The following is a 26143-nucleotide window of genomic DNA, read 5'->3' as shown; positions in this document are numbered from 1 at the left end:
GGTTGCCCGCCGGTAGCGGAGCAAGTATCGGTGTGCTCCGCAGGCACATGTCCTGCTCCGCACTTCTTGAAAATTTAATTTGCCGCCGCCGGCGGCAAATGCTGCGAGGCTGCCACAGCCCGCACACGTAAAGAGGTGAATTATGGTACGAATTGCGGTTCTGGTCTCCGGCGGGGGCACCAACCTCCAGGCGCTGATTGACGCCCAGGCCCGGGGCGAGCTGAAAAACGGCGCCATCGCCGCCGTGATCTCCTCCAAGCCCGGCGCCTACGCCCTGGAGCGGGCGGAGAAGGCCGGCATACCCGGCTATGTGGTGGCCCGGAAGGAGTTTTCCTCCAACCGGGAGATGACCCTGGCCCTGGTGGACAAGCTGAAAGAGCTGGACATCGGCCTGGTGGTGCTGGCCGGCTTCATGCACATCCTCACCGAAGAGATGGTGGCGGCCTACCCCAACGCCATCCTCAACGTCCACCCCGCCCTGATCCCCTCCTTCTGCGGCGCGGGGTACTACGGCCTCCACGTCCACGAGGCCGCCCTGGCCTACGGCGTGAAGGTCACCGGCGCCACCGTCCACTTTGTCAACGAGGAGCCCGACGGCGGCCCCATCGTCCTCCAGAAGGCGGTGGAGATTCAGGAGGGGGACACCCCCGAGGTTCTCCAGCGCCGGGTGATGGAGCAGGCCGAGTGGCGCATCCTCCCCCGGGCCGTCTCCCTGTTCTGTGAGGGCCGGCTCTCCGTGGAGGGTCGGACGGTTCACATCAAGCAGGACAAAGAATCCAAATAAAGGAGCCTTTGCATGAAAACTCTGGATCTCACCGCGCTGCTGCGCATCAACCCCTATCCCGGCCGGGGTATCGTGCTGGGCAGCTCCCCCGACGGGAGCAAGTCGGTCATCGCCTACTTCATCATGGGCCGGAGCGAGAACTCCCGCAACCGGATCTTCGTGGAGACCCCCGACGGCATCCGCACCCAAGCCTACGATCCCGCCAAGCTCACCGATCCCTCCCTCATCATCTACGCCCCCGTGCGGGTGTTCGGCACCTCCACCATCGTCACCAACGGCGACCAGACCGACACCATCCGGGAGGGGCTGGCCGCGGGCAAGAGCTTTGAGGAGGCCCTGCGCAAGCGCACCTTCGAGCCGGACAAGCCCAACTACACCCCCCGCATCTCCGGCCTGGTGCAGCAGAACGGGGACTACACCCTGTCCATCCTCAAGAGCGCCGACGGCAATCCCGCCTCCTGCCGCCGGTACTTCTTCGACTACGAGGCCCCCCTGGCCGGGCAGGGCCATTTCCTCCACACCTATATGGAGGACGGCAATCCCCTCCCCTCCTTCCAGGGCGAGCCGGAGCAGGTGGACATCGTCAGCGACACCGCCGCCGACTTTGCCGAGCTGCTGTGGGCCAGCCTGAACGAGGACAACAAGGTCTCCCTCTTTGTCCGCTATATCGACCGCAAGAGCGGCCAGTGGGAGAGCGTGATCAAGAACAAGCACAACTGAGATTGGACGGAGGTTTGAGCATGAGAGAACTGGAACTGAAATACGGCTGCAACCCCAACCAGAAGCCCGCCCGCATCTTCATGGAGGAGGGCGAGCTGCCCATCCAGGTGCTCAACGGCAAGCCGGGGTATATCAACTTCCTGGACGCCCTCAACTCCTGGCAGCTGGTGAAGGAGCTGAAGGAGGCCACCGGCCTGCCCGCCGCCGCGTCCTTCAAGCACGTCTCCCCCGCCGGCGCCGCCGTGGGCACCCCCCTGAGCGACGTGGAGAAGAAAATCTACTTCGCCGAGGGCATGGAGCTCTCCCCCATCGCCTGCGCCTATGTGCGGGCCCGGGGGGCCGACCGGCTGTGCTCCTACGGCGACTGGGCCGCCCTGTCCGACGTGTGCGACGCCGCCACCGCCCGCTATCTGGCCCTGGAGGTGTCCGACGGCGTCATCGCCCCCGGCTACACCGACGAGGCCCTGGAGATCCTGAAGACCAAGCGCAAGGGCGGCTACAACGTGGTGCAGATCGACCCGGATTATGTGCCCCGGGAGGTGGAGCACAAGGACGTGTTCGGCGTCACCTTTGAGCAGGGCCGCAACAACTTCGCCATCAACGAGTCTCTGCTGAACAACATCGTCACCGACAACAAGGAGCTGCCCGACAACGCCAAACGGGACATGCTGGTGGCCCTCATCACCCTGAAGTACACCCAATCCAACTCCGTCTGCTACGTGAAGGACGGCCAGGCCATCGGCGTGGGCGCCGGCCAGCAGAGCCGCATCCACTGCACCCGCCTGGCGGGCAGCAAGGCGGACAACTGGCTGCTGCGGCAGCACCCCAAGGTGCTGGATCTCCAGTTCGTGGACGGCATCCGCCGCCCCGACCGGGACAACGCCATCGACGTGTATATCTCCGACGAGTACGAGGACGTGCTGGCCGAGGGCGTGTGGCAGAACACCTTCCAGGTCAAGCCCGAGGTGCTCACCCTGGAGGAGAAAAAGGCGTGGATCGCCACCCAGTCCGGCGTTACCGTGGGCTCCGACGCCTTCTTCCCCTTCGGCGACAACGTGGAGCGGGCCCGCAAGAGCGGCGTGCGCTACATCGTCCAGCCCGGCGGCTCCATCCGGGACGACCATGTGATCGCCACCTGCAACAAGTACGGCATCGTCATGGCCTTCACCGGGATGCGGCTTTTCCACCATTAAAAGGCGCATCGCCTTTCTGCGGAAAGGCTTTCGCTTCGCTCAGATATGCGCCTTCCAGGGGGAACCAGTTCCCCCTAGATACGCGGCTTCGCCGCGATACCCCCTCCGGCCTCCGGCGGGGATCTGTCGAGAGGTTTCCCTATGAAACGTCCCCTTTCCCTTTCCGCGGCAGATCTGAAATACCTGGCCGCCCTGTGCATGCTGCTGGATCACATGGGGGTGGTGTTCCCCCAGCTCTTCTCCGGGCTGGGCCTTCCCGCCGCCCTGGATCTCCTGCCCCGGTGCGCGGGGCGGCTTGCCTTCCCCATCTTCGCCTACTTCGTGGCCGAGGGGTGCAGGCGCACCCGCTTCTTCCACCGCTATCTCATCCGGCTGGGTGTATTCGCCCTGGTGTCCCAGGTGCCCTTCACCCTGGCCACCGGCACCTGGGGCGGCAACGTGATCCTCACCTTCTTCCTGGCCGCCGCCGCCATCTGCGGCTACGAGCGGCTGGTGAAAGCGGAGTACAGCGTGACTGTGGCCGCCCTCCCCCTGCTTGGGGCCTGCGTGCTGGCCCTGGTGCTGAATACCGACTATGGCTTTCCCGCCGTGCTGCTGGTGTTCGGGCTCTACCTGTGCGGCGAGGATCGGAAGCGGCTGCTGCTCTGCCTGGGTGCGGGGCTGGCGCTGATCTATCTGGTGTACAACCCCCTGATGGGCTTCCTCTCCCTGCCTGTCCTGCTGCCCCGGCTGGTGGCGGACTATCTGGCGGCGGCTGTCCCCTCCGCCGTCCTCTATGCACTGTGCGCAGAAATCTCCCTTCTGCCTCTGGCCTGCTACCGGGGCCAGCTGGGCCTCCAGAACAAGTGGTTCTTCTATGTATTCTATCCCGCGCACCTGCTGGGCCTGTGGGCCCTGGGGCTGGCGCTGAATTGAGGTGTCGTCATGCATGTTTTGATCGTGGGCGGCGGCGGGCGGGAGCACGCCATCGCCTGGGCGCTGTCCAAGAGTAGTAAAGTGGATCACCTTTCCTGTGCGCCGGGCAACGGCGGCATCGCCGCCCTGGCCCAGTGCGTGGACATTCCCGCCACCGACGTGGACGCCATGGTGGCCTGGGCCTGTGAAAACAGCGTGGACTTTGTGGTGGTGGCCCCCGACGACCCCCTGGCCCTGGGCATGGTGGACGCCCTGGAGGCGGCGGGCATTCCCGCCTTCGGCCCCCGGGCCGACGCCGCCATCATCGAGGCCAGCAAGAGCTTCTCCAAGCGTCTGATGGAGAAATACCACATCCCAACCGCAAAGTATCAGACCTTTACAGAGCTGGAGCCCGCCCTGACCTATATCGAGGCCCAGGGCGCCCCCATCGTGGTGAAGGCCGACGGTCTGGCTCTGGGCAAGGGGGTCATCGTGGCCCAGACCGTGGCCGAGGCCCAGGACGCCGTCCGCTCCATGATGAGCGGCCACAAATTCGGCGACGCCGGGGCCAGAGTGGTCATCGAGGAGTGCATGACTGGCCCGGAGCTCACCGTGCTGGCCTTCTGCGACGGGGAGCACCTGGTGCCCATGCCCTCCTCCCAGGATCACAAGCGGGCCTTTGACGGCAACCAGGGCCCCAACACCGGCGGCATGGGGGCCATCTCCCCCTCCCCCAACTACACCCCCGAGGTGGCAAAGCGGTGCATGGAGGAGATCTTCCTGCCCACCGTGGCCGCCCTCAGGGCGGAGGGCCGCCCCTTCCACGGGGTGATCTACTTCGGCCTGATGCTCACCCCCGACGGCCCCAAGGTGGTGGAGTATAACGCCCGCTTCGGCGATCCGGAGTGCCAGGCGGTGCTCTCCCTGCTAGACAGCGATCTGATGGACATCTTCCTGGCCTGCCGGAACGGCACCCTGGATCAGGTGGACGTGCGCTGGAAGGACGGGGCCTCCTGCTGTCTGGTGCTGGCCTCCGGCGGATACCCCGGCAGCTATGCAAAGGGATATCCCATTACAGGGCTGGAGGAGGCCGGCCAATCCGCCGTGGTGTTCCATGCGGGCACCAGGCTGGGTGAGAACGGGAGCGTCCTCACCAGCGGCGGCCGGGTGCTGGGGGTCACCGCCACCGGGCCGGAGCTGAACGCGGCCATCGACGGGGCCTATGCCGCCGCCTCTCACATCCACTTCCAGGACATGTTCTTCCGCTCCGACATTGGCCGGGTGTGGAACCCCAACGCTTAGAGCCCCAAGGTATGCAACCGCCGGTTGTCAAATTGGATGCTCCGGTTGGTTGCGCGGGGACGGGCCGTTCTGTTAGGATGGAGCCAGAAACGAAGGAGGTTCATCCATATGGAATTTCGTGAACGGCTCTACCAGCTCCGCAAGGGGCGGGGTATCTCCCAGGAGGAGCTGGCCAACGCCGTGGGGGTCTCCCGCCAGGCGGTGCAGAAGTGGGAGGCCGGGGCCTCCACCCCGGATCTCAACAACCTGTCCGCCCTGGCCGGCTATTTCTCCGTCACCTTGGACTACCTGGTGCGGGGGGTGGAGCCGGAGGCGCCCCAGGCCGCCCCGGCGGAGCGGACGGTGATCCACAACTATTACACCCCCTATCACTACGAGTACCGCAGTAAATGCACCCTCCTGGGCCTGCCCCTGGTGCATATCCACCTGGGCTACGGCCTCCGCCGGGCCAGGGGGATCATCGCCATCGGCAACGTGGCCACCGGCCTTGTGGCCATCGGCGGCTTCTCCGCCGGACTGCTCTCCATCGGCGGGCTGGGCATCGGCCTGCTGACCCTGGCCGGACTGGCCGCCGGCGGGCTGGCCGTGGGCGGAATGGCCTTCGGCCTGCTGGCCGCCCTGGGCGGCGGCGCGTTCAGCCTGGGTGCCGCCCTCGGCGGCTGCGCCGTCAGCCGGTTTGTGGCCGTGGGCGGTGCCGCCGTCGGGCAGTACGCCGGCGGCGCGGCGGCTTTCGGCTCCCTGCTGGCTATCGGCCAGGACGCCGAGTCGGCCCGCGGCCTGGCCTTCACCCTGGATCAGCTCCAGGCGCTGGAGCTGTCTCCGCCGGAGCTGCTGTCCTGGCTCCAGGCCCAGGCGCCGGAGGCTCCCCGGTGGGTGCTCCGCCTGCTGCTGGGCGCGGCGGGCCGTTAACAGCTGGAAAAAGAGCCCTTGCGCCGCGGCGCAAGGGCTCTTTGCGTGACAAAATCTGGCCTCCCTGCTACACTGTGGGCACAAGGAGGGATGCACATGGCGTCCGTGGCAAAGCACATCAGAAAGCTCCGGCTGGAACGGGGCCTCACCCAGGAGGAGCTGGCGGAGCGGCTCCACGTCACCCGGCAGGCGGTGTCCAACTGGGAGCGCAGCGCCGCCCAGCCGGATCTGGACACCCTCCAGGCCATCGCCGCCGCCCTGGGGGTGGAGGTCACCGAGGTGATTTACGGCACGCCGCCCCCGGCGGCGGTCACAGGGGCCGTCCGGCGGCGGTGGCTGATCACCGGGGCCCTGGCGGTGCTGGGGGCGGCGGTGCTGATCTATCTGGTGTATCTGCTGGCCTTCTCCAACGGGGCGGTTGGCACCCGGCGGGACGGCTTCCGCTACCAGCTGGAGGACGGGGCCTACCACACCACCGTCTACACCCTGACGGATCCCCGGACGGTGGAGGTGGAGCTGAGTGATCCGTCCTCCAGCATCGGCTCGGTGCTCTATCAGAATGACAAGGGATGCTCCATTACAGTGTCCGGGCTGGAACAGCTTAACGGCCGCTGGGTGGTCACCTTCCAGGCGGAGGGTGCCCTGAACCGCCTGGGCGGGCGGCTGGTGTCCGGCTGCTATGAGGAGCGCGCCGACGATTCCCTGAGCAGCTTCCGGGTGGAGGCCGCCGACGGCCTGTCCCTCACCACCGCTGTGGGCGGGCAGAGCTGGGCCGGTGAGCTGGCGGACATACAGCCCCTGGGGCGGACAGGAAACGACTTCTCCTTTTACCTGTTCCCCTCCGGGCTGGAGGACGAGCCGGAGTCCGGCACGGCCTCCCTCACCGTGGAGGGCCTGATTGACTTCCGCACGTGGCGGAACTGGCGCTTCTGGGGGTAGCCCGGCCGGGGTTCCGGCCGCAGCACAAGCAGACCGGGCGGACGCAGCCGCGTCCGCCCGGTTTTTCTGTATTTCAGTTATCGTCCAGGGGCAGGGGATCCGGCGGCCGGTGGTTGAGCTCCGCCGAATAGCCCTCGGCCAGTCGGCTCAGCTGCTCCGCCTGGCTGCCCAGGGTGTGGGAGATCTCCTCCAGCAGGCCGCCCGCCTGATCCATCTCGGCCCTGGCCCGTCCGATGGCGGCGTTGACGTCCTCCCGCAGCCTGCCGTATCCGGTCTGCACCCGGCTCAGCCACTGCTCCACGTCGGCCTGGAGCCGCTTTGCCCGCTCCTCCGCCTCTGCCTGGACATCCTGGGCCCGGCAGTGGGCCTCCAGCTCGATGCCGGCGGTGCGATCCTTGATCTTCTCGTAGGCCTCCGCCGCCTGACCCGCCCGGGCCAGCTTCTCCTTGGTCTCCGTCAGGCGCGCCTCCGTCTCGGTCAGCAGCTCCTCCGCCGCGGTTTTCTCCCGGCGCAGCTCCGCCAGCTCCGTCTCCAGCCGGGCCAGCTCCTTCTGACGCTCCTCGCCCTCCCTGCGGGCGGCGGAGAGCTCCTCCCGCAGGCCCTGGAGTTCCTGTCCCAGCTTCTCCTCCCGCTCCCGGGCGGCCGCCAGCTCCCCCTCCCGGGCAGACTGCGCCTCTCCGGCCTCGTCCAGCTTCCGCTGAAGCCCATCCAGCTTCTCCCGGTGCTCCCGCGTCATGGTCTCAATATACAGCAGTACGTCCTGCTTCTGAAAGCCGCCAAAGGTGGCTGTGCGGAATTGGAGTTCTGTGTCGGCCATTTCGGATCCCTCGTTTCTACAGATTCACGGCTATTTTATCACAGTTAACGCCACAGTACAACAAAAAGTGCGTCCTGTTCAAGAAAGAAGGACAAATTCACCGTCGTCATACCTGTAATACAGCGTCTCACCGTCCGGGGCCATGGTGACCACAAAGATCCAGCCTGACGGATCACGGCTGTACCACGGGCGTATTACCTCCACGCTTTCAAATAGCGAGTCGGAATATACGCCGTGCTCCACCTTGATTTTGTACTCCAACTGCGCGGTCATGGACATGGCCCGATAATCACGGGCGGAATGAACCAGGGGCAGCCAAATGAAAAACACCAGGACAGCCGCCAGAACAAGAACCGCGATGGTCAGCTTTCTTCTCCTGTTCATCCGGATACCCCCTTCCGTTCCTCATCTCTTTATCGCATGGGCGGAGATCACGTCGGACAGCAGGGCATAGACCTCCTGATACAGCTTCTCGTGCCCGACAATTTGATAATGGGGGTCCCCAAACTGGGCGGAGTCATAGCCTGGCCGGCTGGAGAGGTTGAGGCAGCTCGCTCCCGGGAATGTCCGCGCTGTAGGTCTCCCCGTCCCGCCCGAAGTCGGCGCTGACAAAGCCGACGCTGGGGTTGTCCGCGGGCTCTACCATGGGCCTTGTGGGCAGAAATACAGCTGCCGCCACAGCGGCGGCCAGTACCAGCACGCCGATGCAGAGTACCGCCCGCCATCTCCTGTGCAAGCCATTTTTCATACTGCATCCCCCAACTTTTTCGCGGCCTCCGCCGCCCGCCCGGCCGTCTCCTCCTGTCAGGGAGAGTATAGCATACGGCGGGGGAAAAATCCACCTTCCGCCCGATTTTCCGGGCAGAAAGCCAGGCCATGGCCCTCCCGGCTTCTTTGCATTGACTGGTTTCCCTACAGGTGATATAATAGGATGATTATGACAAACTGGACAATGGGACGGGATCAAGATGTGGATTTCCGATAACTGGAGAGACTATGAGCTGCTGGACTGCGGCAATGGCGAGCGGCTGGAGCGCTGGGGAAACTACCTGCTGGTGCGGCCCGACCCTCAGGCCATCTGGCGGCCCGAGGGAAGGCACCCCGGCTGGCGGAAGTATGACGCCCGGTATCAGCGCTCCTCCACCGGCGGGGGCCAGTGGGTCAAGAAGGAACTGCCCCAGCGGTGGACGCTGGGCTACGGCCCGCTGACGCTCAACGTCAAGCCCATGAACTTCAAGCACACCGGCGTGTTCCCCGAGCAGGCGGCCAACTGGGACTTCGCCATGGAGCGCATCCGCGCCGCCGGGCGGCCCGTCAGCGTACTCAACCTGTTCGCCTACACCGGCGCGGCCTCGGTGGCCTGCGCGGCGGCGGGGGCCTCGGTGTGCCACGTGGACGCGGCCAAGGGCATGGTGGCCTGGGCCCGGGAGAACGCGGCCTCCTCCGGCCTGTCCGACGCCCCTATCCGCTGGATTGTGGACGACTGCGCCAAGTTTGTGGAGCGGGAGATCCGCCGGGGGCGGAAGTACGACGCGGTGATCATGGATCCCCCCTCCTACGGACGGGGCCCCTCCGGGGAGATCTGGAAGCTGGAGGAGAACCTGTTCCCCTTTGTGGAACTGGTCACCGGGGTGCTCTCTGACGAGCCCCTGTTTTTCCTGATCAACTCCTACACCACGGGCCTGGCCCCGTCGGTGCTGACCTATCTGCTGGAGACCCTGGTGAGCCGGAAATACGGCGGCCGCACCGAGAGCCAGGAGCTGGGCCTGCCCGTCACCGCCACCGGTCTGGCTCTGCCCTGCGGGGCCACGGGCCGCTGGACTGCCGAATAAGAGGGAGACGCATGAACGACACCATCATCAAAACCGAGAACCTCCGCTTCACCTATGCCGAGGCAGGGGAGGTCAACCCCCTGGTGCTGGACGGGGTGAGCCTGGACATTGAGGCCGGCTCCTTCGTGGCCGTGCTGGGCCACAACGGCTCCGGCAAGTCCACCCTGGCCAAGCACCTGAACGCCATCCTGCTGCCCTCCGGCGGCAAGGTGTACGTGGACGGCATCGACACCGCGGACGAGGAGCGGCTTCTGGATATCCGCCGCACCGTGGGCATGGTATTTCAGAACCCGGACAACCAGATCGTGGCCAACGTGGTGGAGGAGGATGTGGCCTTCGCCCCGGAGAACCTGGGGGTGCCCCCGGAGGAGATCCGCCGCCGGGTGGATGACGCCCTCAAGACCGTGGGCATGTACGAGTACCGGGAGCACGCCCCCCATCTGCTCTCCGGCGGGCAGAAGCAGCGGGTGGCCATCGCCGGCGTGCTGGCCATGGCGCCCCGGTGCATCGTGCTGGACGAACCCACCGCCATGCTGGATCCCACCGGCCGGGCGGAGGTCATGAGAACCATAAAAACCCTCAACCGCACGTCCGGCGTCACGGTGGTGCTCATCACCCACCACATGGACGAGGCCGCCCAGGCCGACCGGCTGGTGGTCATGGCCAAGGGCCGGGTGGTGGCCGACGGCGCCCCCAAGGAGGTCTTCCAGCAGGTGGATGCGCTGAAATCTGTGGGCCTCACCGTCCCTGAGACCACCGAGCTGCTGTGGCAGCTGCGCCAGGCCGGGGTGGACGTGCCCCTGGACGCCCTCAGCGACGAGGAGTGCGCCCAGGCTCTGTATGACGTATTGACGCGGGCGTGAGAAAATCGCGCTCCGCTTACCGGGCGTCACCCGGTTTCACGGGGATGCACCACTATTGATAAAGGAATGAAGTCAGTTGGAACCCATCATTCAGACGGAACACCTGAGCCATATCTACTCCGCCGGCACCCCGTTTGAGCACGGCGCTCTGGTGGACGTGGACTTCACCGCCTACCGGGGGGAATACCTGGGCATCATCGGCCACACCGGCTCGGGCAAATCCACCCTGATCCAGCACCTGAACGGCCTGCTCAAACCCACCTCCGGCCGGGTGCTCTACGAGGGGCAGGACATCTGGGAGAGCAAGGAGCGCACCCGTGAGACCCGCTTCCACGTGGGCCTGGTGTTTCAGTACCCGGAGTACCAGCTCTTTGAGGAGACCATCTACAAGGACATCGCCTTCGGCCCCAAAAACATGGGCCTGGACGAGAAGGAGATCGACCGCCGGGTGCGGGAGGCTGCCCAGTTCGTGGGCCTGAGGGAGGAACTGCTGGACAAGTCCCCCTTTGAGCTCTCCGGCGGCCAGAAGCGCCGGGTGGCCATCGCCGGCGTCATCGCCATGGAGCCGTCGGTGCTCATTCTGGACGAGCCCACCGCCGGGCTGGATCCCGTGGGCGTGGAGGAGATTCTGGGCAACATCCGGGACTACCACCAGGCCAAGAACGCCACCATCATCATCGTCTCCCACTCCATGGAGGAGATGGCCCGGACGGTAGACCGCATCGTGGTGGTCAACGACGGCCGCATTCCCTTCTCCGGCGCGCCCCGGGAGGTGTTTGCCCACGGGGACGAGCTGGAGGCCATGGGCCTGGGCGTGCCCGCCATGACGCGGGTGTTCCACCGGCTGCGGGCCATGGGCGTGGACATCGACGCCTCGGTATACACCACCGAGCAGGCCAGGGACGCCATCCTGGCCAGGCTGGGCCGTGGGCAGACAGAAAAGGGGGCGGTGTAAATGGCACTGAAGGACATTACCCTGGGCCAGTACTTCCCCGGCCACACCGTGATCCACCGGCTGGATCCCCGCACCAAGCTCATTTTCACCGTGGCCTATATCGTGGCCCTGTTCCTGGCCAGGCAGGTGGTCTCCTATGCCATCCTGCTGGTTCTGCTGGGGGTGCTCATCGCCGTGTCCAAGGTGGGCCTCAAGAGCATCCTGCGGGGCATGAAGCCCATTCTGATCATCGTGATCATCACCGGCGTGCTCAACCTGTTCTACACCGCCGGCGAGGGGGAGCCCCTGGTCTCCTTCTGGGTGTTCAACATCTACGCGGAGGGCATCTGGGCCGCCATCTTCATGGTGCTGCGCATCGCCATGCTCATCACCTGCACCTTCCTGCTGACCTACACCACCTCCCCCATCCAGCTCACCGACGGCCTGGAGCGGCTGATGAACCCCCTGAAGGCCATCAAGGTGCCCGTCCATGAGCTGTCCATGATGATGTCCATCGCCCTGCGGTTCATTCCCACCCTGATTGAGGAGACGGACAAGATCATGTCCGCTCAGAAGGCCCGGGGTGCCGACTTCGACACCGGCAACCTGATGCAGAAGGCCAAGGCCCTGGTGCCTCTGCTGGTGCCCCTGTTCATCTCCGCCTTCCGCCGGGCCGACGAGCTGGCGGTGGCCATGGAGTGCCGCTGCTACCACGGCGGCGAGGGCCGCACCCGCCTGCGCCAGCTGAAGCTGAAGGGCATGGATGTGGCCGCCCTGCTGTTTGCCCTGGCCATGTGCGTGGGCATCGGCGTGCTGGGCCACTTCGGGCTGTAAATTTAAGAAAATTATAATGTGAGCTTAAAGCCTTATGAGAAATATTGCGTTACGCTTGATGTACGTGGGCACGGCCTATCACGGCTGGCAGGTGCAGAAAAACGCGGAGACCGTGGCCGAGACTCTGGAGAAGTCCCTGGCCTCGGTGGTGGGCCATCCGGTGAAGTGCACCGGCGCGGGCCGCACCGACGCCGGCGTCCATGCGGAGGTCTACGTGGCCAATTTCCGCACCTCCTCCCGCATCCCCTGCGACCGGATCCCCCTGGCGGTGAACACCCGCCTGCCCGACGACATCGTGGTGGTCAAGGCCACCGAGGTGCCGGATGAATTCAACGCCATCGGCTCCTGCCTGAAAAAGGAGTACACCTACCGGATCTACAATTCCCGCATCCGGAATGCGTTTTATGTCAATCGTGCCTGGTTCTATCCCAAGCGGCTGGACGAGACCATCATGCAGCGGGCCGCCTCACACTTCGTGGGCACCCACGACTTCGCCGCCGTGCGCAGTGTGGGCACCGAGACCCGCACCACCGTGCGCACCGTCCACTATTTCGACATCTCCCGCAGCGGGGATCTGATTGAATGTAAGGTGTGCGCCGACGGCTTCCTGTACAACATGGTGCGGGCCATGGTGGGCACCTGCGTCTACGCCGCCGACGGCAAGTTCTCCCCCGACGCCGTGCCCGCCATTCTGGAGGGCAAAAACCGGACGGATGCCGGGCCCACCGTACCTGCGGGTGGCCTGTACATGACCAGATTGTGGTACAATGAGGATGTGTTGTAGCCCCGCTTTCCTTGCGGGGCGGATTCCAACCGCATAAAATCCGCGAAGGAGCATAGAATGGAAGAAATCAATGGGGGCCGTCCCACTTCCTCCCCGAAGGGCAGAAAGCGGCCCAATCCCTTTGTCCGCTTCCTGGCCTTTCTGGTGACCCTGGCCCTGGTGCTGGGGGCGGTGGCCCTGGTGGCCAATTACGACAAGCTGAATTTCGACTTTGTCAAGCGGTGGTTCTCCTACCGCTCCCTGGCCCGCAGTGACAGCGGGCAGGCGGAGTCCTTCCCCTTTGACGGGGACTCCGACAGCATCTTCGCCTCGGTGGGCGGAGATCTGCTGGTCTGCTCTCCCAACAGCCTGCAGCTCTATTCAGGCAGCGGCCAGCTCTATGTGAATGAGACCATCTCCATGGAAAATCCCGCCGTGGACACGGCGGGGGAAACCGCCCTGATCTACGACGTGGGCGGCGAGGAGCTGCTGATCTACGCCAGCCGTGAGGAGGTCTTTTCCCTCACCCAGGAGACGGGGCAGTCCATTCTGTCCGCCTCCCTCAACCGGAACGGGTGGCTGGCTGTGGTCAGCCAGCAGAGCGGCTTCAAGGGGGCGGTGACCATCTATGACAGCGACTACGCCACGCCCCTGATCCAGATCAGCCGCTCCGACCGCTTTGTCATGGACGCAGTGGTGTCTCCGGACAACCGCTCCGTTGCGGTGCTCACCATGGGCCTCACCGACGGCAGCTTTGAGAGCCGGGTGGAGTGCTACGCCCTGGCGCGCACGGAGGAGGACACCGAGCCGGACTGGAGCTGTCCCGTGGGGGGCGACGCGATCCTGGCCCTGCGCTGGAACGACAGCGGCATCTGGGCGCTGGGGGACACCGGCCTGGTCATCGTCTCCCCCGACGGCGCCCTGTCCGGCGCCTATGACTACGGCGGGCGGTACCTGAAGGCCTTCTCCCTGGACGGGGAGGGCACCGCCGCCCTGCTGCTGGGCAAGTACCGGGCGGGCAGCACGGCGGAGCTGGTTCTGGTGGGCGCCGACGGCGCCGCCCAGGCCGCGCTGGACGTCAATGAACAGATCCTCTCCCTCTCCGCCGCCGGGCGGTATGTGGGGGTGCTCACCGCCGACCGGCTGGATGTGTACAACCAGTCCCTGGAGAGCTACAGCACCCTGGACGGCACCCAGGGCGCCCAGAGCGTGCTGCTGCGGGACGACGGCAGCGCCATGCTCATCTCCAGCCACACCGCCCACCTCTATGTCCCGCAGTAAATCCGGAGGAATTTCCCTATGGCTTTTCTGATCGCAGACGGCCTGGTTCTGGCCGTGCTTCTCATTTTCGCCTGCATAGGCGCCCGCCGGGGGCTGATTCTGTCCCTGTGCGGCCTGCTGGCCTTTGTGGTGGCCTTTCTGGGGGCCAGCTTTGCCGCCCGCACTCTCTCCCCCGTGGTGGCCGACGCTTTGGAGCCCAAATTTGCCGCCGCCATTGAGGAGCAGCTCAACGAGTCCATCCGCCAGCAGTCGGAGGCCGGTGAGGCGGCCGTCCTCTCCCCCGACGACGTACCCCTGGAGGGGGTGCTGGACGCCCTGCGGGAGATGGGCTTCTACGAGACGCTGATCAACACCGTGGACAGGGCGGTGGAGAACGGCATGACCGCCGTGGCGGCCAGCGCGGCAGCGGCAGTGGCCGCCGCCATCGCCCAGTCGGCGGCCTATCTGATCCTGTTCCTGCTGGGCTTCTTCCTCATCCTGCTGGCCTGGCGGCTGCTCAGCCGGGCGCTGGATCTGGTGGCCCGGCTGCCGGGGCTCCACTTCCTCAACAAGACCGGCGGCGCCCTGTTCGGGCTGGTGCAGGGGTGCATCATCCTCTTCGTGGCCGCCTGGCTGCTCCAGTTCTTCGGGCAGGTGCTGCCCCGGGAGCTGGTGGAGCAGACCGTGCTCCTGAAATTCTTCATGACCACCAACCCCTTCTCCCTGGTGGCATAACTTCGACCCCTATACCAATGAAAATCAGGTGAAGTTCCATGTCCATCCCCAATGTGCTCTCCCTCATCCGGCTGGTTCTGGTGCCGGTGTTCGCCGTGGTCTTTTTCCGGCCCTGGCCGGACGCCCATTTCTGGGCGGCGGTGATCTACCTGGCCGCCTTTCTCACCGACATCGCCGACGGCTGGATCGCCCGGCACTTCAACCAGATCACCAAGCTGGGCCGCATCCTGGATCCCCTGGCGGACAAGCTGATGACCTTTACGGTGATCATCTGCATCACCGCCGACGGCATTATCCCCCTCTGGGCCGTGGTGGTCTTCTTCTGCAAGGAGCTGACCATGGCCATCGGCGGCTACCTCATGTATCAGAAGGTGGGGGATGTGATCTCCTCCAACTGGCTGGGCAAGTCCTCCACCGGCGTGTTCTTCGTGGTGTGCGCAGCCCTGGTGCTCTTCCCCGCCATCTCCCGCCCCTGGGCCACCGGGCTGATCTCCTTTGCCCTGGCCCTCACCCTGGCCGCCCTGGTCAGCTACATCATCCAGTACCGGCGGGTAATTCAGCAGAGAAAAAACGCGTAATTTCATACGCAGTTCATAATTTCGGATTAGAATCATTTCTCCGAGGGGCGTGGAGACCCCTCCAAAGGAGCTGAACGACTATGCAACCCACACTTTGTTCCAGATGCCACAAGAATGTGGCCGTCATCTTCATCCAGAAGATGGAGGGCGGGGCCACCAAGAGCGAGGGTCTCTGCCTCAAATGCGCAAAAGAGCTGGGCATCAAGCCCGTGGAAGATATGATGCAGAAGATGGGCATCAGCGACGAGGATCTGGAGGGCCTGACCAACGAGATGATGTCCGCCTTCGGCGGCGCCGAGGGTATGGAGGGGCTGGTTCCCGCCGAGGACGGCGACGACGAGGAGGACGAGGGCAAGACCGCCACCTTCCCTTTCCTGAACAAGCTCTTCGGCTCGGCCCAGAGCCCCCAGGCCCAGCCCCCGGAGCGGGAGCAGCCCCGGCAGGGGGACGGCAAGGAGAAGAAGGGGGACAAGCCCCCCAAGCGGAAGTTTTTGGAGAACTACTGCATCTCCCTGACCCAGAAGGCCGCCGACGGCAAGCTTGACCGCATCATCGGCCGGGACGAGGAGATCCAGCGCACCATCCAGATCCTCAACCGCCGGCAGAAGAACAACCCCTGCCTGATCGGCGAGCCCGGCGTGGGCAAGACCGCCATCGCCGAGGGCCTGGCCCAGAAGATCTACCAGCGGGACGTGCCCTACAAGCTGCTGGACAAGGAGGTCTACCTGCTGGATCTCACCGCCCTGGTGGCGGGCACCCAGTTCCGCGGCCAGTTTGAGAGCCGCATGAAGGGCCTCATTGAGGAGATCAAGAAGCTGGGCAACATCATTCTGGTCATCGACGAGGTGCACAACATCGTGGGCGCCGGCGACGCCGAGGGCTCCATGAACGCCGCCAACATCCTCAAGCCCGCCCTGAGCCGGGGCGAGATCCAGGTCATCGGCGCCACCACCCTCACCGAGTACCGCAAGTACATCGAGAAGGACTCCGCCCTGGAGCGGCGCTTCCAGCCCGTCATGGTGGAGGAGCCCTCCATCGAGGACAGCGTGAAGATCATCCAGGGCATCGCCCCCTACTATGAGAAGTTCCACTTCGTGTCCATCTCCCCCGAGATGTGCCGCCTGGCGGTGACCATGTCCGAGCGGTACATCACCGACCGGTTCCTCCCCGACAAGGCCATCGACCTCATCGACGAAGCCTGCTCCGACGTGAACCTCCACAACAAGACCCTGGCCCGGGAGGTGGAGGTGAAGAAAGAGATCGAGTCCCTGGAGAAGGAGCGGGAGCGGCTGATGGTGGAGGCCAACGACCGGGACTATAAGCGGCAGACCGCCCTGAAAAACAACGAGCAGCGGCAGACCGAGCTGCGCCGGGAGCTGGCCAAGCTCAATGCCGAGCACGACTCTCTCATGGGCAATCCGGCCACCACCGAGGCCCTCAGCGCCAACGAGCAGCGGCAGTCCAACTTCCGCCGGGAGCTGGGCAGCCTGGCCGAGGAGCGGGAGAAGCTCCTCTCCGACGAGGGCAGCAGCAAGGACTATGAGAACCTGGCCGCCATCAAGAGCCGGGAGATGCAGCTCCAGGACGAGCTGGCCAAGCTGGAGGCCCAGAGCGCCCCGCCCCTGACGGTGGAGCACCTGGCCCACGTCATTGAGCTGTGGACTAAGATCCCCGCCAGCCAGATCCAGGAGGCGGAGTACGAGCGCCTGGCCAGGCTGGAAGACCGGCTGAAGGAGCACATCATCGGCCAGGATGAGGCCGTTCACGCCGTGGCCACCGCCGTGCGGCGGGGCCGGGTGGGCATCGCCTCCAAGCGCAAGCCCGTGTCCTTCATCTTCGTGGGCTCCACCGGCGTGGGCAAGACCGAGCTGGTCAAGCGGCTTGCCATGGACATGTTCCACTCCCCCGAATCCCTGATCCGGCTGGACATGAGCGAGTTCATGGAGAAGTTCGCCGTCAGCCGCATCATCGGCTCTCCCCCGGGCTATGTGGGCTATGACGAGGCGGGCCAGCTCACCGAGAAGGTGCGCCGCAAGCCCTACTGCGTCATCCTCTTTGACGAGATCGAGAAGGCCCACCCCGATGTGCTCAACATCCTGCTGCAGATCCTGGACGACGGCCACATCACCGACGCCCAGGGCCGCAACGTGAACTTCGAGAACACCATCATCGTCATGACCTCCAACGCGGGCAGCGACGCCCGCACCTCCGCCGGCAGCGTGGGCTTCGGCCGCACCGCCGACGAGCAGGGCAAGGAGCGGGCCATGAAGGCTCTGGAGGGCTTCCTGCGGCCCGAGTTCATCAACCGGGTGGACGAGATCGTCTACTTCAACAAGCTCACCGAGGAGAACTTCAAGGCCATCGCCGGCATCATGCTGGGCGAGCTGCGGGACAACCTGAAGGAGCGGGGCATCACCTTCACCTGGGACGAGGCCCTGCTGGATCACCTGGTGAAGAAGTCCTTCTCTGCCACCTACGGCGCCCGCAACCTGCGCCGGCAGATCCAGAAGGATCTGGAGGACGGCATCGCCACCAAGCTCATCGACAGCTACCTCCACCCCCTGCACAGCATCCACGCCTCCGCCGACGGAGACAGCGTGGTGCTCACCTCCGAATAAGCGCATAAAGAGCGCCCCGGCCCATACGGGCCGGGGCACTCTGAGACTGTCGAAAAAGTGGCAAAGCCACTTTTTCGAGCAGGATGCAGTCCGCCGCGCGCAGGATTTGTCCGCTTCAGGCGGACAAATCCCACACTTGCGGTCTGAGAAGTGTTTTCTCCGACGCACATGTCGCCGGAGAAAACAGATTCCAATTTTTTCGCGCCTGCGGGCGCGAACTCTGCGAGACTTTTCCGACACGCTGAGAACGCCCCGGCCCATACGGGCCGGGGCGTTCTTTTGTCGGCTGTCGGCCGCCAAACCTGCCGGTCAGGCCTGCGGAAATCCCTGTCTGAGCAGCTCCTCCACGGCCGCCCGGGATGCCAGCCCGTCGGAGAAGGCGGTGGCGCTGCCGGCGGCAACCCCCAGCCGGAGAGCCCGGGCATAGTCCCCGGTATTCAGCCAGCCGGCCAGGAAGCCGGCCACCATGGAGTCCCCCGCCCCCACCGAGTTGCGCACCGCGCCTCTTGGGGCGGCGATGCGGTGGAAGGCCCCGGTCTCGTCCAGCAGGAGGGCGCCGTCCCCGGCCAGAGACACCAGCACGTTGCGCGCCCCCCGCTTCCGGAGCTCCCCGGCACATGCCCTCCGCTCCTCCTCAGAGCGGAGCTCCCGGCCGAAGACGGCCTCCAGCTCCAGGTGGTTGGGCTTGACGAGGAAGGGCCGGCAGGGCAGAACCCCGCGCAGCAGCTCCCCCTCCGCGTCCACCACCGTCCGTACGCCCCGGCCGTCCAGCCGGGCCAGGATGCGCTCATAGATATCGCCGGGGAGGGAGGACGGGATGGAGCCGGCCAGCACCAGGATGTCCTCCCCGGTCAGCCTGTCCAGCCGCCTGAACAGGGCCTCCAGCGCCCCGGCGGGAATGGCCGGCCCCTGCCCGTTGATCTCGGTCTCCTCCCCGCCCTTGAGCTTCACATTGATGCGGGTAAAACCCTCGTCCAGGTGGATGAAGTCGGTTTTGATCCCGTCCTGAACCAACCCCTGCTCCACCGCCCGGCCCGTGAAGCCGGCCAGAAAGCCCAGGGCGGTACTTTCCACCCCCAGGCGGCCCAGCATGACGGACACATTGATGCCCTTGCCGCCGAACTGGATGAACTCCCGCCTGGCCCGGTTGACGGCCCCAGGCCGCAGCCCGTCCAGCCACACCACATAGTCAATGGCGGGATTGAAGGTGACGGTATAGATCATCGTGCCTCGCGCCCCGCTTTCTCAGGGCTCCAGGCCCCGCCAGGCGGCGAACCTCCGCCACAGCAGCCATGCCAGCCAGCCGCACAGCAGGCCCACCAGCACCCCCGCCAGCACGTCGCTGGGGAAGTGCACCCCCACATACAGCCGGGAGAGGGCCATCAGGGCCGCCAGCACCACCGCCGTCACCTTCATCCACCGCCGGGGCAGGGTGCGCCACCAGGCCGACGCCGCGGCAAAGGAGGCGCTGGTGTGGCCCGAGGGGAAGGAGTTGGGGTCGTGCTCGGCAATCAGGGGCACCAGCCCCTCCACCGTCAGCCAGGGCCGGGTTCGGGCCACCAGGTGCTTGAGGATGCCGTTGGTGAAAATCAGGCTGAGCAGCAGGGCCAGCAGGCTCACCACCCCGGCCTTCCGGGTCTTTTTGAAGCAGAGCAGCAGGACGGACAGGGCAATCCACAGCATGCCGCTGTCCCCCAGGTGGGTGTACACGGTCACCAGAGGGGTGAGCAGGCCGCTGCGCACCCACTCCTGGATCCACAGCAGCACCCCGCCGTCCAGATTGAGCAGTCCCTGGAGCAAGACATCGCTTCCTTTCTCATACGGTATTGAGATGAAAAGGGCGGCGGCACAACCGCCGCCGCCCTCTGTGCGCCTTCGCTTATTCCGCGCCGCCCGCGTTCTCCGCGTCCTCACCCCAGTCGCAGTCCAGGATGATGCCGTTGATAAGCTCAAACTTGTCGGTCTTGACCGTGTGGGTCTTGCCCACCCGCACCTCCTGGGTGCCGATCTCGGTGGTGATGGAGTTCACCACATTGCACTCGATGGTGAAAATCAGATCCAGCTTGCCGCTGTTCACAGGGATCTCCAGCGTGCCGTCGGCGGTATCCACGGCGGCGGTGTGGGTGCGGCCCTCCACCGCCTCCACAGCGACAACATGGCCGTCCAGCATCTCGCCGGAGGCCATCAGCTGCCCGGGGATGTATTTCTGAATATTCTCATAGACCTCCGGCTCCACGCCCTCCACCAGGACGGTGTACCGCACCGGGGTCTTGGTGGGGTTGATGGCGCTGCCGCTGCCGCCCAGGAACTTCATGCCCACGACCACCGCGGCAATCACGATCACCAGGATCACGATCAGATCCACAATATTGATCTTACCAAACAGTCTTCCCTTTTCGTCGATCATCTTTTGCAGCCTCCGAGGTTGTAAATTGTCTGTAGAGTTGGTACAATGATCTTTACTGATACTTGGATATTGTACCATACATCCATACCAGGAAACAAGTCTTTTCTTTCCCTGGAGGTTTTCCTATGAAAGTCATCCATCTGATCTCCGGCGGGGACAGCGGCGGAGCCAAGACCCATGTCCACTCCCTGCTCCAGAACCTCACCCGCACCATTGACGTGACCATGGTGTGCTTCATGGAGGGCCCCTTCGCCCAGGAGGCCCGGGAGCTGGGGATCCGCACCGTGGTGCTCCCCGGGCGCAACCTGCTGCGCACCTACCGCACCCTCAAGCGGATGATCCGGGAGGAGGGCTATGAGATCATCCACTGCCACGGGGCCCGGGGCAATATGATGGGAGCCCTGCTGCGCCGGGCCACTGGGCTGCCGGTGGTCACCACCGTCCACTCCGACTACCGTCTGGACTACCTGGGCCGCCCCTTCTCCCGCCTCAGCTACGGCACCATCAACACCATCGCCCTGCGGCTGCTGGACTACCGCATCGGCGTGTCCGACGCCATGACCGACCTGCTCATCAGCCGGGGCTTCGACCCGGACAAGCTGTTCACCATCTACAACGGTATCGACTTCACCCCCCGTACCCCCGCCCTGGGCCGGGAGGAGTATTTCCGCTCCGTGGGGCTGGAGGCCGACGGGGACAGCGTGGTGGTGGGCATCGCCGCCCGGCTCAACCCGGTGAAGGACATCGCCACCCTGGTGCGGGGCTTCGCCATCGCCCACCAGACCTGCCCCAACCTGCGGCTGCTCATCGCCGGCGACGGGGAGCAGATGGACATGCTGAAAAAGCTCTCCGCCGAGCTGGGGGTGGAGCGGCAGGTATGCTTTGCCGGGTGGATCACCGACACCGACAGCTTCTACCACGCCATCGACATCAACACCCTCACCTCCCTGTCCGAGACCTTCCCCTACTCCCTCACCGAGGGGGCCCGGGCAGCCCTGCCCACGGTGGCCAGCCGGGTGGGCGGCGTGCCCTACCTCATCGAGCACGGCATCCACGGCCTGCTCTTCGAGGCGGGGGATGCGGAGGGGCTGGCCCGCTGCCTGGTCTCCCTGGCCCAGGATCCCACCCTGCGGGAGCACCTGGGGCAGCGGCTCTACCAGCGGGCCAAGGCCGACTTCTCCCTGGAGAGCACCCTGGAGCGGCAGCTGACCATCTACCGCACCATCCTCCGCCGCCAGGAGCGGAAGAAAAACCTCAGGGGCCGCCGGGACGGGGCCCTGGTGTGCGGCGCCTACGGCCGGGGCAACGCCGGCGACGACGCCATCCTGGAGGCCATCGTCACCGAGCTGCGGCAGATCGACCCGGATCTGCCCATCTGGGTGCTCTCCCGCAACCCGGACGACACCCGCCTCACCTACCGGGTCAACTCCATCTACACCTTCGCCTTCCCCCGTTTCCTGCGGCGGATGGGCAAAACCCGGCTCTACATCAACGGCGGCGGCTCCCTGATGCAGGATGTGACCAGCCACCGCTCCCTGTGGTTCTACCTGTTCACCATCTCGGCGGCCAAGCGCCTGGGCTGCCAGGTGATGATGTACGGCTGCGGCATCGGGCCCATCCACTCCCCCGCCAACCGCCGCCGGGCGGCCAAGGTGCTCCAGAAGAGCGTGGACGCCATCACCCTGCGGGACACCCACTCCCGGGAGGAGCTGGAGGATATGGGGGTCACCAACCCGGAGATCATTCTCTCCGCCGACCCCACGGTGATCCTCCCCGCCGCCCCGGAGCAGGTGGTGGACGGCATCCTGGAGAGCCAGGGCATCGACCCCAGGGGCCGGTACATCGGCTTCGCCCTGCGGCCCTGGCCCGGCTTTGAGGAGAAGGCCTCCCTGTTTGGCGCGGCGGCGGATTACGCCTACGAGAAGTACGGCCTTACCCCCGTGTTCCTGCCCATCGAGCGGCGGCTGGACGTGGGGGCCGCCAAGCTGGCCGCCCAGCACATGAAGGCCCCCCACTATATCCTGCCGGAGACCGGCAGCTCCGACCACACCATCGGCCTGTTTGCCCGGATGCAGGTGGTGGTGTCCATGCGCCTGCACGCCCTGGTGTTCGCCGCCGGCCAGGGGGTGCCCCTGGTGGGTGTGGTGTACGACCAGAAGATCAGCTCCTTCCTGTCCTATATCGGGCAGGATCTCTACACCGACCTGGACGCCGTCACCGTGGAGGCCCTGCGGGCCCACATCGACGCGGCCTGCGGGCGCATCGGGGACGAGGCATTCCTGTCCGGCGGCGTCAACCGCCTGCGCCAGGTGGAGCAGCGCAACAGCGAGACCGCCCGGGCCCTGCTGGAGAGGTGAGGGGATGCAGCAGATTGTCTGCCTGTCCGCCGAGCCGTGGCGGACGGTGCCCACCCGCACCCAGCAGCTGATGATCCGCCTGAAGGATGCCCAGGTGCTCTTCTTCGAGCCGCCGGGCCGCCGCTGGCGGCAGCCGGGGCGGCAGATGCGCCCCGGCCTGACGGTGTTCACCCTCCCTCCCCTGCCCGAGGTGGAGCCCCGCCACGCCCTGCTCCACCGGCAGCGGTGGCGGTGGCTGGCCCGGCCCATCCTCCGGCAGATGGAGCGGCACCGGTTCAAGGAGCCCCTGCTGTGGTGCACCGATCCGGAGCAGATCCACCTGCTGGAGCTGCTGCCCCACCGGGGGGTGGTGTATGACTGTGACCGGGACTGGTTCGACCTGCCCCCCCGGTGGGAGAGCGACCTGGCTCTGGCCGCCGACGTGGTGTTCGCCGCCTCCCCGGGGCTGGCGGATCACCTCTCCCCCTGCAACGACAACATCGCCCTGCTGCCCAACGGGGTCAACTTCCCCATGTTCACCCGCACGCCCGCCGACTGCCCGCCGGAGCTGCGGGGCCTCACCGGGCCGGTGCTGGGCTATGTGGGCACCATCTGGCCGGATCTGGATCTCTCCCCCGCCCTCCGCGCCGCCCGGGCCATGCCGGACGCCTCCTTCCTCTTTCTGGGCCGGCGGAGGGACAACCCTGCCGCCGACGCGCTGGAGCGGCTGCCCAACGTGCGCTTCCTGGGCGCCCGGCGGCCGGTGGAGGTGCCCGACTACCTGGCCCGGTTCGACGTGTGCCTGGACTTTCTCCGGCTGGACAACCTGAAAAACGACATCCTCTCCCCCCGTCTCTATGAGTATCTGGCTACCGGCCTCCCCATTGTCACCCTCCTGCCCCCCGACCAGGTGGAGCCCTTTCCCGACGTGGTCTACACCGCCCACACGGACGAGGAGTTCGCCCGGCTGTGCCGCCGGGCCCTGGAGGAGACCGGCAGCTGGGCCAGGGAGCGTCGACGGGAACACGCCCGGCAGGCCGCCTGGTCTGTCCGGGCCGGGCAGGTGATCCGGATTCTGCGCACCATCGGGCTGTATTAACGGCGGCGGGCGACTCATACCGCACCCCCTGTCCCCGTAGAATGGGGACAGGGGGTGTTTGCTTGTCTCTCTCCGCTCTGCTTTTTCAGGCCAGCCAAAATCCCGTACTGTCCCTCACCTGCGCCCTGGTGCTGGCGGTGGTGCTGGTCAACGGCTGGACGGATGCGCCCAACGCCATCGCTGCGGCGGTGGGTGCCGGCGCTCTGTCCTTCCGCCGGGCGGCCCTGCTGGCGGCGGCGTGCAACCTGCTGGGTGCCCTGGTGATGACGGCGGTAAACGCCTCGGTGGCGGAAACGCTGTATGATATGGCGGACTTCAGTTCGTCGCCGGCGGATGCCCTCCCCGCCCTGTGCGCGGCCCTGTGCGCCATTGTGGTGTGGGCGGCGGCAGCGTGGCGGTTCGGCGTGCCCACCAGCGAGAGCCACGCCCTGGCGGCGGGGCTGTCCGGCGCGGCCCTGGCCCTGCCCGGAGGACTCTCCAACCTGCGGCCCGGGCCCTGGGGAAGGATCCTGCTGGGGCTGGCGGGCTCCCTGCTGCTGGGGTGGCTGGCCGGGGCGGTATGCCGCCGCCTGGCGGGGCGCCTGCGCCCTTCCCCCGCCCTGTGCCGCCGGGGGCAGATCGCCGGGGCGGCGGTTATGGCCTTCCTCCACGGGGCCCAGGACGGGCAGAAGTTTTTGGGGGTCTTTCTCCTGGCCGCCTCCCTGGCCGGGGGGCATACGGCGGGCTTTGCGCCGGAGCCGGGGCTCACCCTCCTCTGCGCCGCCGTCATGGCACTGGGTACCGCCCTGGGGGGCCGCAGGATTGTGGACACGGTAGGCCGGGACATGGTGCGCCTGGGGCCGGCGGAGGGGCTGGCCGCCGATCTGGGGGGCGGTCTCTGCCTGCTCTTCTGCACGCTGGCGGGCCTGCCGGTGAGCACCACCCATGCCAAGACCGCCGCCATCCTGGGGGCCGGGGCGGGCGGCGGGGTGAACCAGGCGGTGGCGGGGCGGATTGTCCGAACCTGGCTGTGGACTTTCCCCGGCTGCGGCCTGCTGGGATTTTTGCTCGCTTCCCTCTTCCGCTCCTCCCCCTTCTGTGGTATCATATAGCCCGTCCAACGGAACTATCCCACAGGAGGCACCAATGACATGTATCCCTATCAGACCGTGATTTTCGACCTGGACGGCACCCTGCTGGACACCCTCCAGGATCTGGCCGACAGCACCAACTACGCCCTGTCCGTCCACCGCATGCCCGCCCGCACCCTGGAGGAGGTGCGCACCTTTGTGGGCAACGGGGTGGGGCGGCTGATCCACCTGGCGGTGCCCGAGGGCACCCCGGCGGAGGAGGAGGCCGCCTGTCTGGCCGACTTCCGGGCCCACTACCTGCTGAACATGGAGAACAAGACCGCCCCCTATCCCGGCGTTCCGGCACTGCTGGAGCACCTCCAGGCCGCGGGCATCCGCACCGCCGTGGTGTCCAACAAGTTCGACGGGGCGGTAAAGGGGCTGTGCCAGAACTATTTTGGCGACCGGCTCCCCGTGGCTATCGGCGAGTCCCAGGGGGTGGCCCGCAAGCCTGCCCCGGATACGGTGTTCCGCGCCCTGGCGGAGCTGGGGGCGGAGCCGGCGGGGGCGGTGTACGTGGGCGACTCCGACGTGGACATCGCCACCGCCCAAAACGCCGGCCTGCCCTGCATCTCGGTGAGCTGGGGCTTCCGGGACGCCGGGTTCCTGTCGGCCCACGGCGCCCGGCAGATTGTGGGCAGCCCGGCGGAACTGGAGGCCCTGCTCCTCTCCCCCGCCGCCGTTTCCCAATAAGCCCGAGCACAGAGCAGCGCCCGCCGGAATCCCGGCGGGCGCTCAGCCTGTCGAAAAAATCTTTTCGACAGGCTGACGAACTTTTTGAAACTTTTTTAAGTTTCAAAAAGTTGTTTGATCCAACGCGAAAGGGAACCCTGACGGTTCCCTTTCACACTATCCTTCCCTCCGAATCCTTCGGCTGGAAGGTTTATCGACAGCACAGCGCCCGCCGGAATCCCGGCGGGCGCTGCTTATTTCTATATCTGTATCTGATTGAATCAGCCCAGAACCTTCTCCAGCTCCAGGGTGACGGTGCCGTCCTCCAGGACAAAGCAGGGGATGCCCAGGGAGCCCCTGGCCTTGGGGCCGTCAAACACGGGGCTGCTCTCCCGCAGGGCCAGATAGGCCTTGAGGTCGGACAGGCTGGCGGACAGGTTCTTGAAGTCGATGTCCGCCTTGGCCTCCACCAGGCGATTCAGGGCATACAGGGTATCGGGGCACAGATGGCTGCCGATTACAGTGACTTTCATGGTACAATACCT

27 protein-coding genes are annotated in these 26143 nt (G+C 65.9%); 20 read left to right on the top strand and 7 right to left on the bottom strand.

All coding sequences use genetic code 11. The annotated features are described in order from the left end of the window. Positions 1-142: 142 nt before the first annotated feature. The 7 genes from purN (at position 143) to B5E42_RS16060 (ending at position 6741) form a co-directional block, all read left to right on the top strand. Entirely contained in the window at positions 143-784 is a 642-nt protein-coding gene (gene purN, locus B5E42_RS16090; RefSeq protein WP_087241506.1) for a phosphoribosylglycinamide formyltransferase, read from the top strand. Positions 785-796: 12 nt separating this feature from the next. After that, positions 797-1504 carry an IMP cyclohydrolase gene (locus B5E42_RS16085; protein WP_087241504.1) on the top strand — a complete coding sequence of 236 codons (708 nt, stop codon included), beginning with the start codon at positions 797-799 and terminating at the stop codon, positions 1502-1504. 20 nt (positions 1505-1524) lie between these two features. Continuing rightward, the gene (locus B5E42_RS16080) at positions 1525-2697 is read left to right on the top strand and encodes a phosphoribosylaminoimidazolecarboxamide formyltransferase (protein WP_087241502.1); all 1173 of its coding nucleotides are present in this window, start codon (positions 1525-1527) and stop codon (positions 2695-2697) included. A gap of 141 nt (positions 2698-2838) precedes the next feature. Next, complete coding sequence (locus B5E42_RS16075; RefSeq protein ID WP_087241500.1) at positions 2839-3612, top strand: TraX family protein; 774 nt, start codon at positions 2839-2841, stop codon at positions 3610-3612. 9 nt (positions 3613-3621) lie between these two features. After that, complete coding sequence (purD, locus tag B5E42_RS16070; protein ID WP_087241498.1) at positions 3622-4893, top strand: phosphoribosylamine--glycine ligase; 1272 nt, start codon at positions 3622-3624, stop codon at positions 4891-4893. 108 nt (positions 4894-5001) lie between these two features. Further along, positions 5002-5802, top strand: coding sequence for a helix-turn-helix transcriptional regulator (locus tag B5E42_RS16065; RefSeq protein WP_087241496.1), 801 nt, complete (start codon positions 5002-5004; stop codon positions 5800-5802). Positions 5803-5898: 96 nt separating this feature from the next. Continuing rightward, positions 5899-6741 carry a helix-turn-helix transcriptional regulator gene (locus B5E42_RS16060; RefSeq protein ID WP_242967187.1) on the top strand — a complete coding sequence of 281 codons (843 nt, stop codon included), beginning with the start codon at positions 5899-5901 and terminating at the stop codon, positions 6739-6741. Positions 6742-6814: 73 nt separating this feature from the next. On the opposite strand, the gene B5E42_RS16055 is transcribed toward B5E42_RS16060, so the two are convergent. The 3 genes from B5E42_RS16055 to B5E42_RS16045 form a co-directional block, all read right to left on the bottom strand. After that, positions 6815-7558 (bottom strand): hypothetical protein, encoded by a 744-nt coding sequence (locus B5E42_RS16055; RefSeq protein WP_087241493.1) that lies wholly within the window; start codon positions 7556-7558, stop codon positions 6815-6817. Between the two features lie 78 nt (positions 7559-7636). Further along, entirely contained in the window at positions 7637-7942 is a 306-nt protein-coding gene (locus tag B5E42_RS16050) for a hypothetical protein (RefSeq protein ID WP_087241491.1), read from the bottom strand. Positions 7943-8075: 133 nt separating this feature from the next. Beyond that, positions 8076-8306 carry a hypothetical protein gene (locus B5E42_RS16045; protein ID WP_087241489.1) on the bottom strand — a complete coding sequence of 77 codons (231 nt, stop codon included), beginning with the start codon at positions 8304-8306 and terminating at the stop codon, positions 8076-8078. 220 nt (positions 8307-8526) lie between these two features. Between B5E42_RS16045 and B5E42_RS16040 the strand changes: the two genes are divergently transcribed. The 9 genes from B5E42_RS16040 (at position 8527) to B5E42_RS16000 (ending at position 17975) form a co-directional block, all read left to right on the top strand. Continuing rightward, on the top strand, positions 8527-9390 hold the full coding sequence (locus tag B5E42_RS16040; protein WP_087241487.1) for a class I SAM-dependent methyltransferase: 864 nt from the start codon (positions 8527-8529) through the stop codon (positions 9388-9390). Positions 9391-9401: 11 nt separating this feature from the next. After that, complete coding sequence (locus B5E42_RS16035) at positions 9402-10253, top strand: energy-coupling factor transporter ATPase (RefSeq protein WP_087241485.1); 852 nt, start codon at positions 9402-9404, stop codon at positions 10251-10253. 76 nt (positions 10254-10329) lie between these two features. Then, positions 10330-11208: an energy-coupling factor transporter ATPase gene (locus B5E42_RS16030; RefSeq protein ID WP_087241483.1), complete on the top strand. Its 879-nt coding sequence runs from the start codon at positions 10330-10332 to the stop codon at positions 11206-11208. Further along, complete coding sequence (locus B5E42_RS16025) at positions 11209-12021, top strand: energy-coupling factor transporter transmembrane component T (RefSeq protein ID WP_087241481.1); 813 nt, start codon at positions 11209-11211, stop codon at positions 12019-12021. 34 nt (positions 12022-12055) lie between these two features. Further along, complete coding sequence (gene truA / locus B5E42_RS16020) at positions 12056-12805, top strand: tRNA pseudouridine(38-40) synthase TruA (RefSeq protein ID WP_087241480.1); 750 nt, start codon at positions 12056-12058, stop codon at positions 12803-12805. A 57-nt stretch (positions 12806-12862) separates the two neighbouring features. Then, on the top strand, positions 12863-14065 hold the full coding sequence (locus tag B5E42_RS16015) for a DUF5711 family protein (RefSeq protein ID WP_087241478.1): 1203 nt from the start codon (positions 12863-12865) through the stop codon (positions 14063-14065). Positions 14066-14083: 18 nt separating this feature from the next. Then, a complete protein-coding gene (locus tag B5E42_RS16010) occupies positions 14084-14779 on the top strand; it encodes a CvpA family protein (protein ID WP_087241476.1) in 696 nt (231 codons plus the stop codon). A 38-nt stretch (positions 14780-14817) separates the two neighbouring features. Beyond that, complete coding sequence (locus B5E42_RS16005) at positions 14818-15357, top strand: CDP-alcohol phosphatidyltransferase family protein (RefSeq protein ID WP_087241474.1); 540 nt, start codon at positions 14818-14820, stop codon at positions 15355-15357. A gap of 80 nt (positions 15358-15437) precedes the next feature. Continuing rightward, entirely contained in the window at positions 15438-17975 is a 2538-nt protein-coding gene (locus tag B5E42_RS16000) for an ATP-dependent Clp protease ATP-binding subunit (RefSeq protein WP_087241472.1), read from the top strand. A gap of 309 nt (positions 17976-18284) precedes the next feature. On the opposite strand, the gene pfkB is transcribed toward B5E42_RS16000, so the two are convergent. From pfkB to B5E42_RS15985, 3 genes are all read right to left on the bottom strand, one after another. Further along, on the bottom strand, positions 18285-19199 hold the full coding sequence (gene pfkB, locus B5E42_RS15995) for a 1-phosphofructokinase (RefSeq protein ID WP_087241470.1): 915 nt from the start codon (positions 19197-19199) through the stop codon (positions 18285-18287). 21 nt (positions 19200-19220) lie between these two features. Next, complete coding sequence (locus B5E42_RS15990) at positions 19221-19775, bottom strand: phosphatase PAP2 family protein (protein ID WP_087241469.1); 555 nt, start codon at positions 19773-19775, stop codon at positions 19221-19223. Positions 19776-19854: 79 nt separating this feature from the next. Further along, the gene (locus B5E42_RS15985) at positions 19855-20382 is read right to left on the bottom strand and encodes a DUF4330 domain-containing protein (protein WP_087241467.1); all 528 of its coding nucleotides are present in this window, start codon (positions 20380-20382) and stop codon (positions 19855-19857) included. 125 nt (positions 20383-20507) lie between these two features. Here B5E42_RS15985 and csaB point away from each other — a divergent pair, with 125 nt between their 5' ends. The 4 genes from csaB (at position 20508) to B5E42_RS15965 (ending at position 25619) form a co-directional block, all read left to right on the top strand. Beyond that, positions 20508-22739 (top strand): polysaccharide pyruvyl transferase CsaB, encoded by a 2232-nt coding sequence (gene csaB / locus B5E42_RS15980; protein WP_087241465.1) that lies wholly within the window; start codon positions 20508-20510, stop codon positions 22737-22739. 4 nt (positions 22740-22743) lie between these two features. Continuing rightward, complete coding sequence (locus B5E42_RS15975; protein ID WP_087241463.1) at positions 22744-23817, top strand: hypothetical protein; 1074 nt, start codon at positions 22744-22746, stop codon at positions 23815-23817. Positions 23818-23879: 62 nt separating this feature from the next. Then, a complete protein-coding gene (locus B5E42_RS15970) occupies positions 23880-24908 on the top strand; it encodes an inorganic phosphate transporter (RefSeq protein ID WP_343214204.1) in 1029 nt (342 codons plus the stop codon). A gap of 39 nt (positions 24909-24947) precedes the next feature. Continuing rightward, the gene (locus B5E42_RS15965; RefSeq protein ID WP_087241459.1) at positions 24948-25619 is read left to right on the top strand and encodes an HAD-IA family hydrolase; all 672 of its coding nucleotides are present in this window, start codon (positions 24948-24950) and stop codon (positions 25617-25619) included. Between the two features lie 260 nt (positions 25620-25879). Here the strand turns inward: B5E42_RS15965 and B5E42_RS15960 are convergent, their stop codons facing one another. Further along, positions 25880-26131, bottom strand: coding sequence for a glutaredoxin (locus B5E42_RS15960; RefSeq protein ID WP_087241458.1), 252 nt, complete (start codon positions 26129-26131; stop codon positions 25880-25882). Positions 26132-26143: the final 12 nt, after the last annotated feature.

The sequence above is a fragment of the Flavonifractor sp. An10 genome, assembly GCF_002161215.1.
Lineage (GTDB): Bacteria > Bacillota > Clostridia > Oscillospirales > Oscillospiraceae > Flavonifractor > Flavonifractor avistercoris.
The sequence above is the reverse complement of the archived record's forward strand: the minus strand, read 5'-3'. Positions and strand labels throughout refer to the sequence as shown.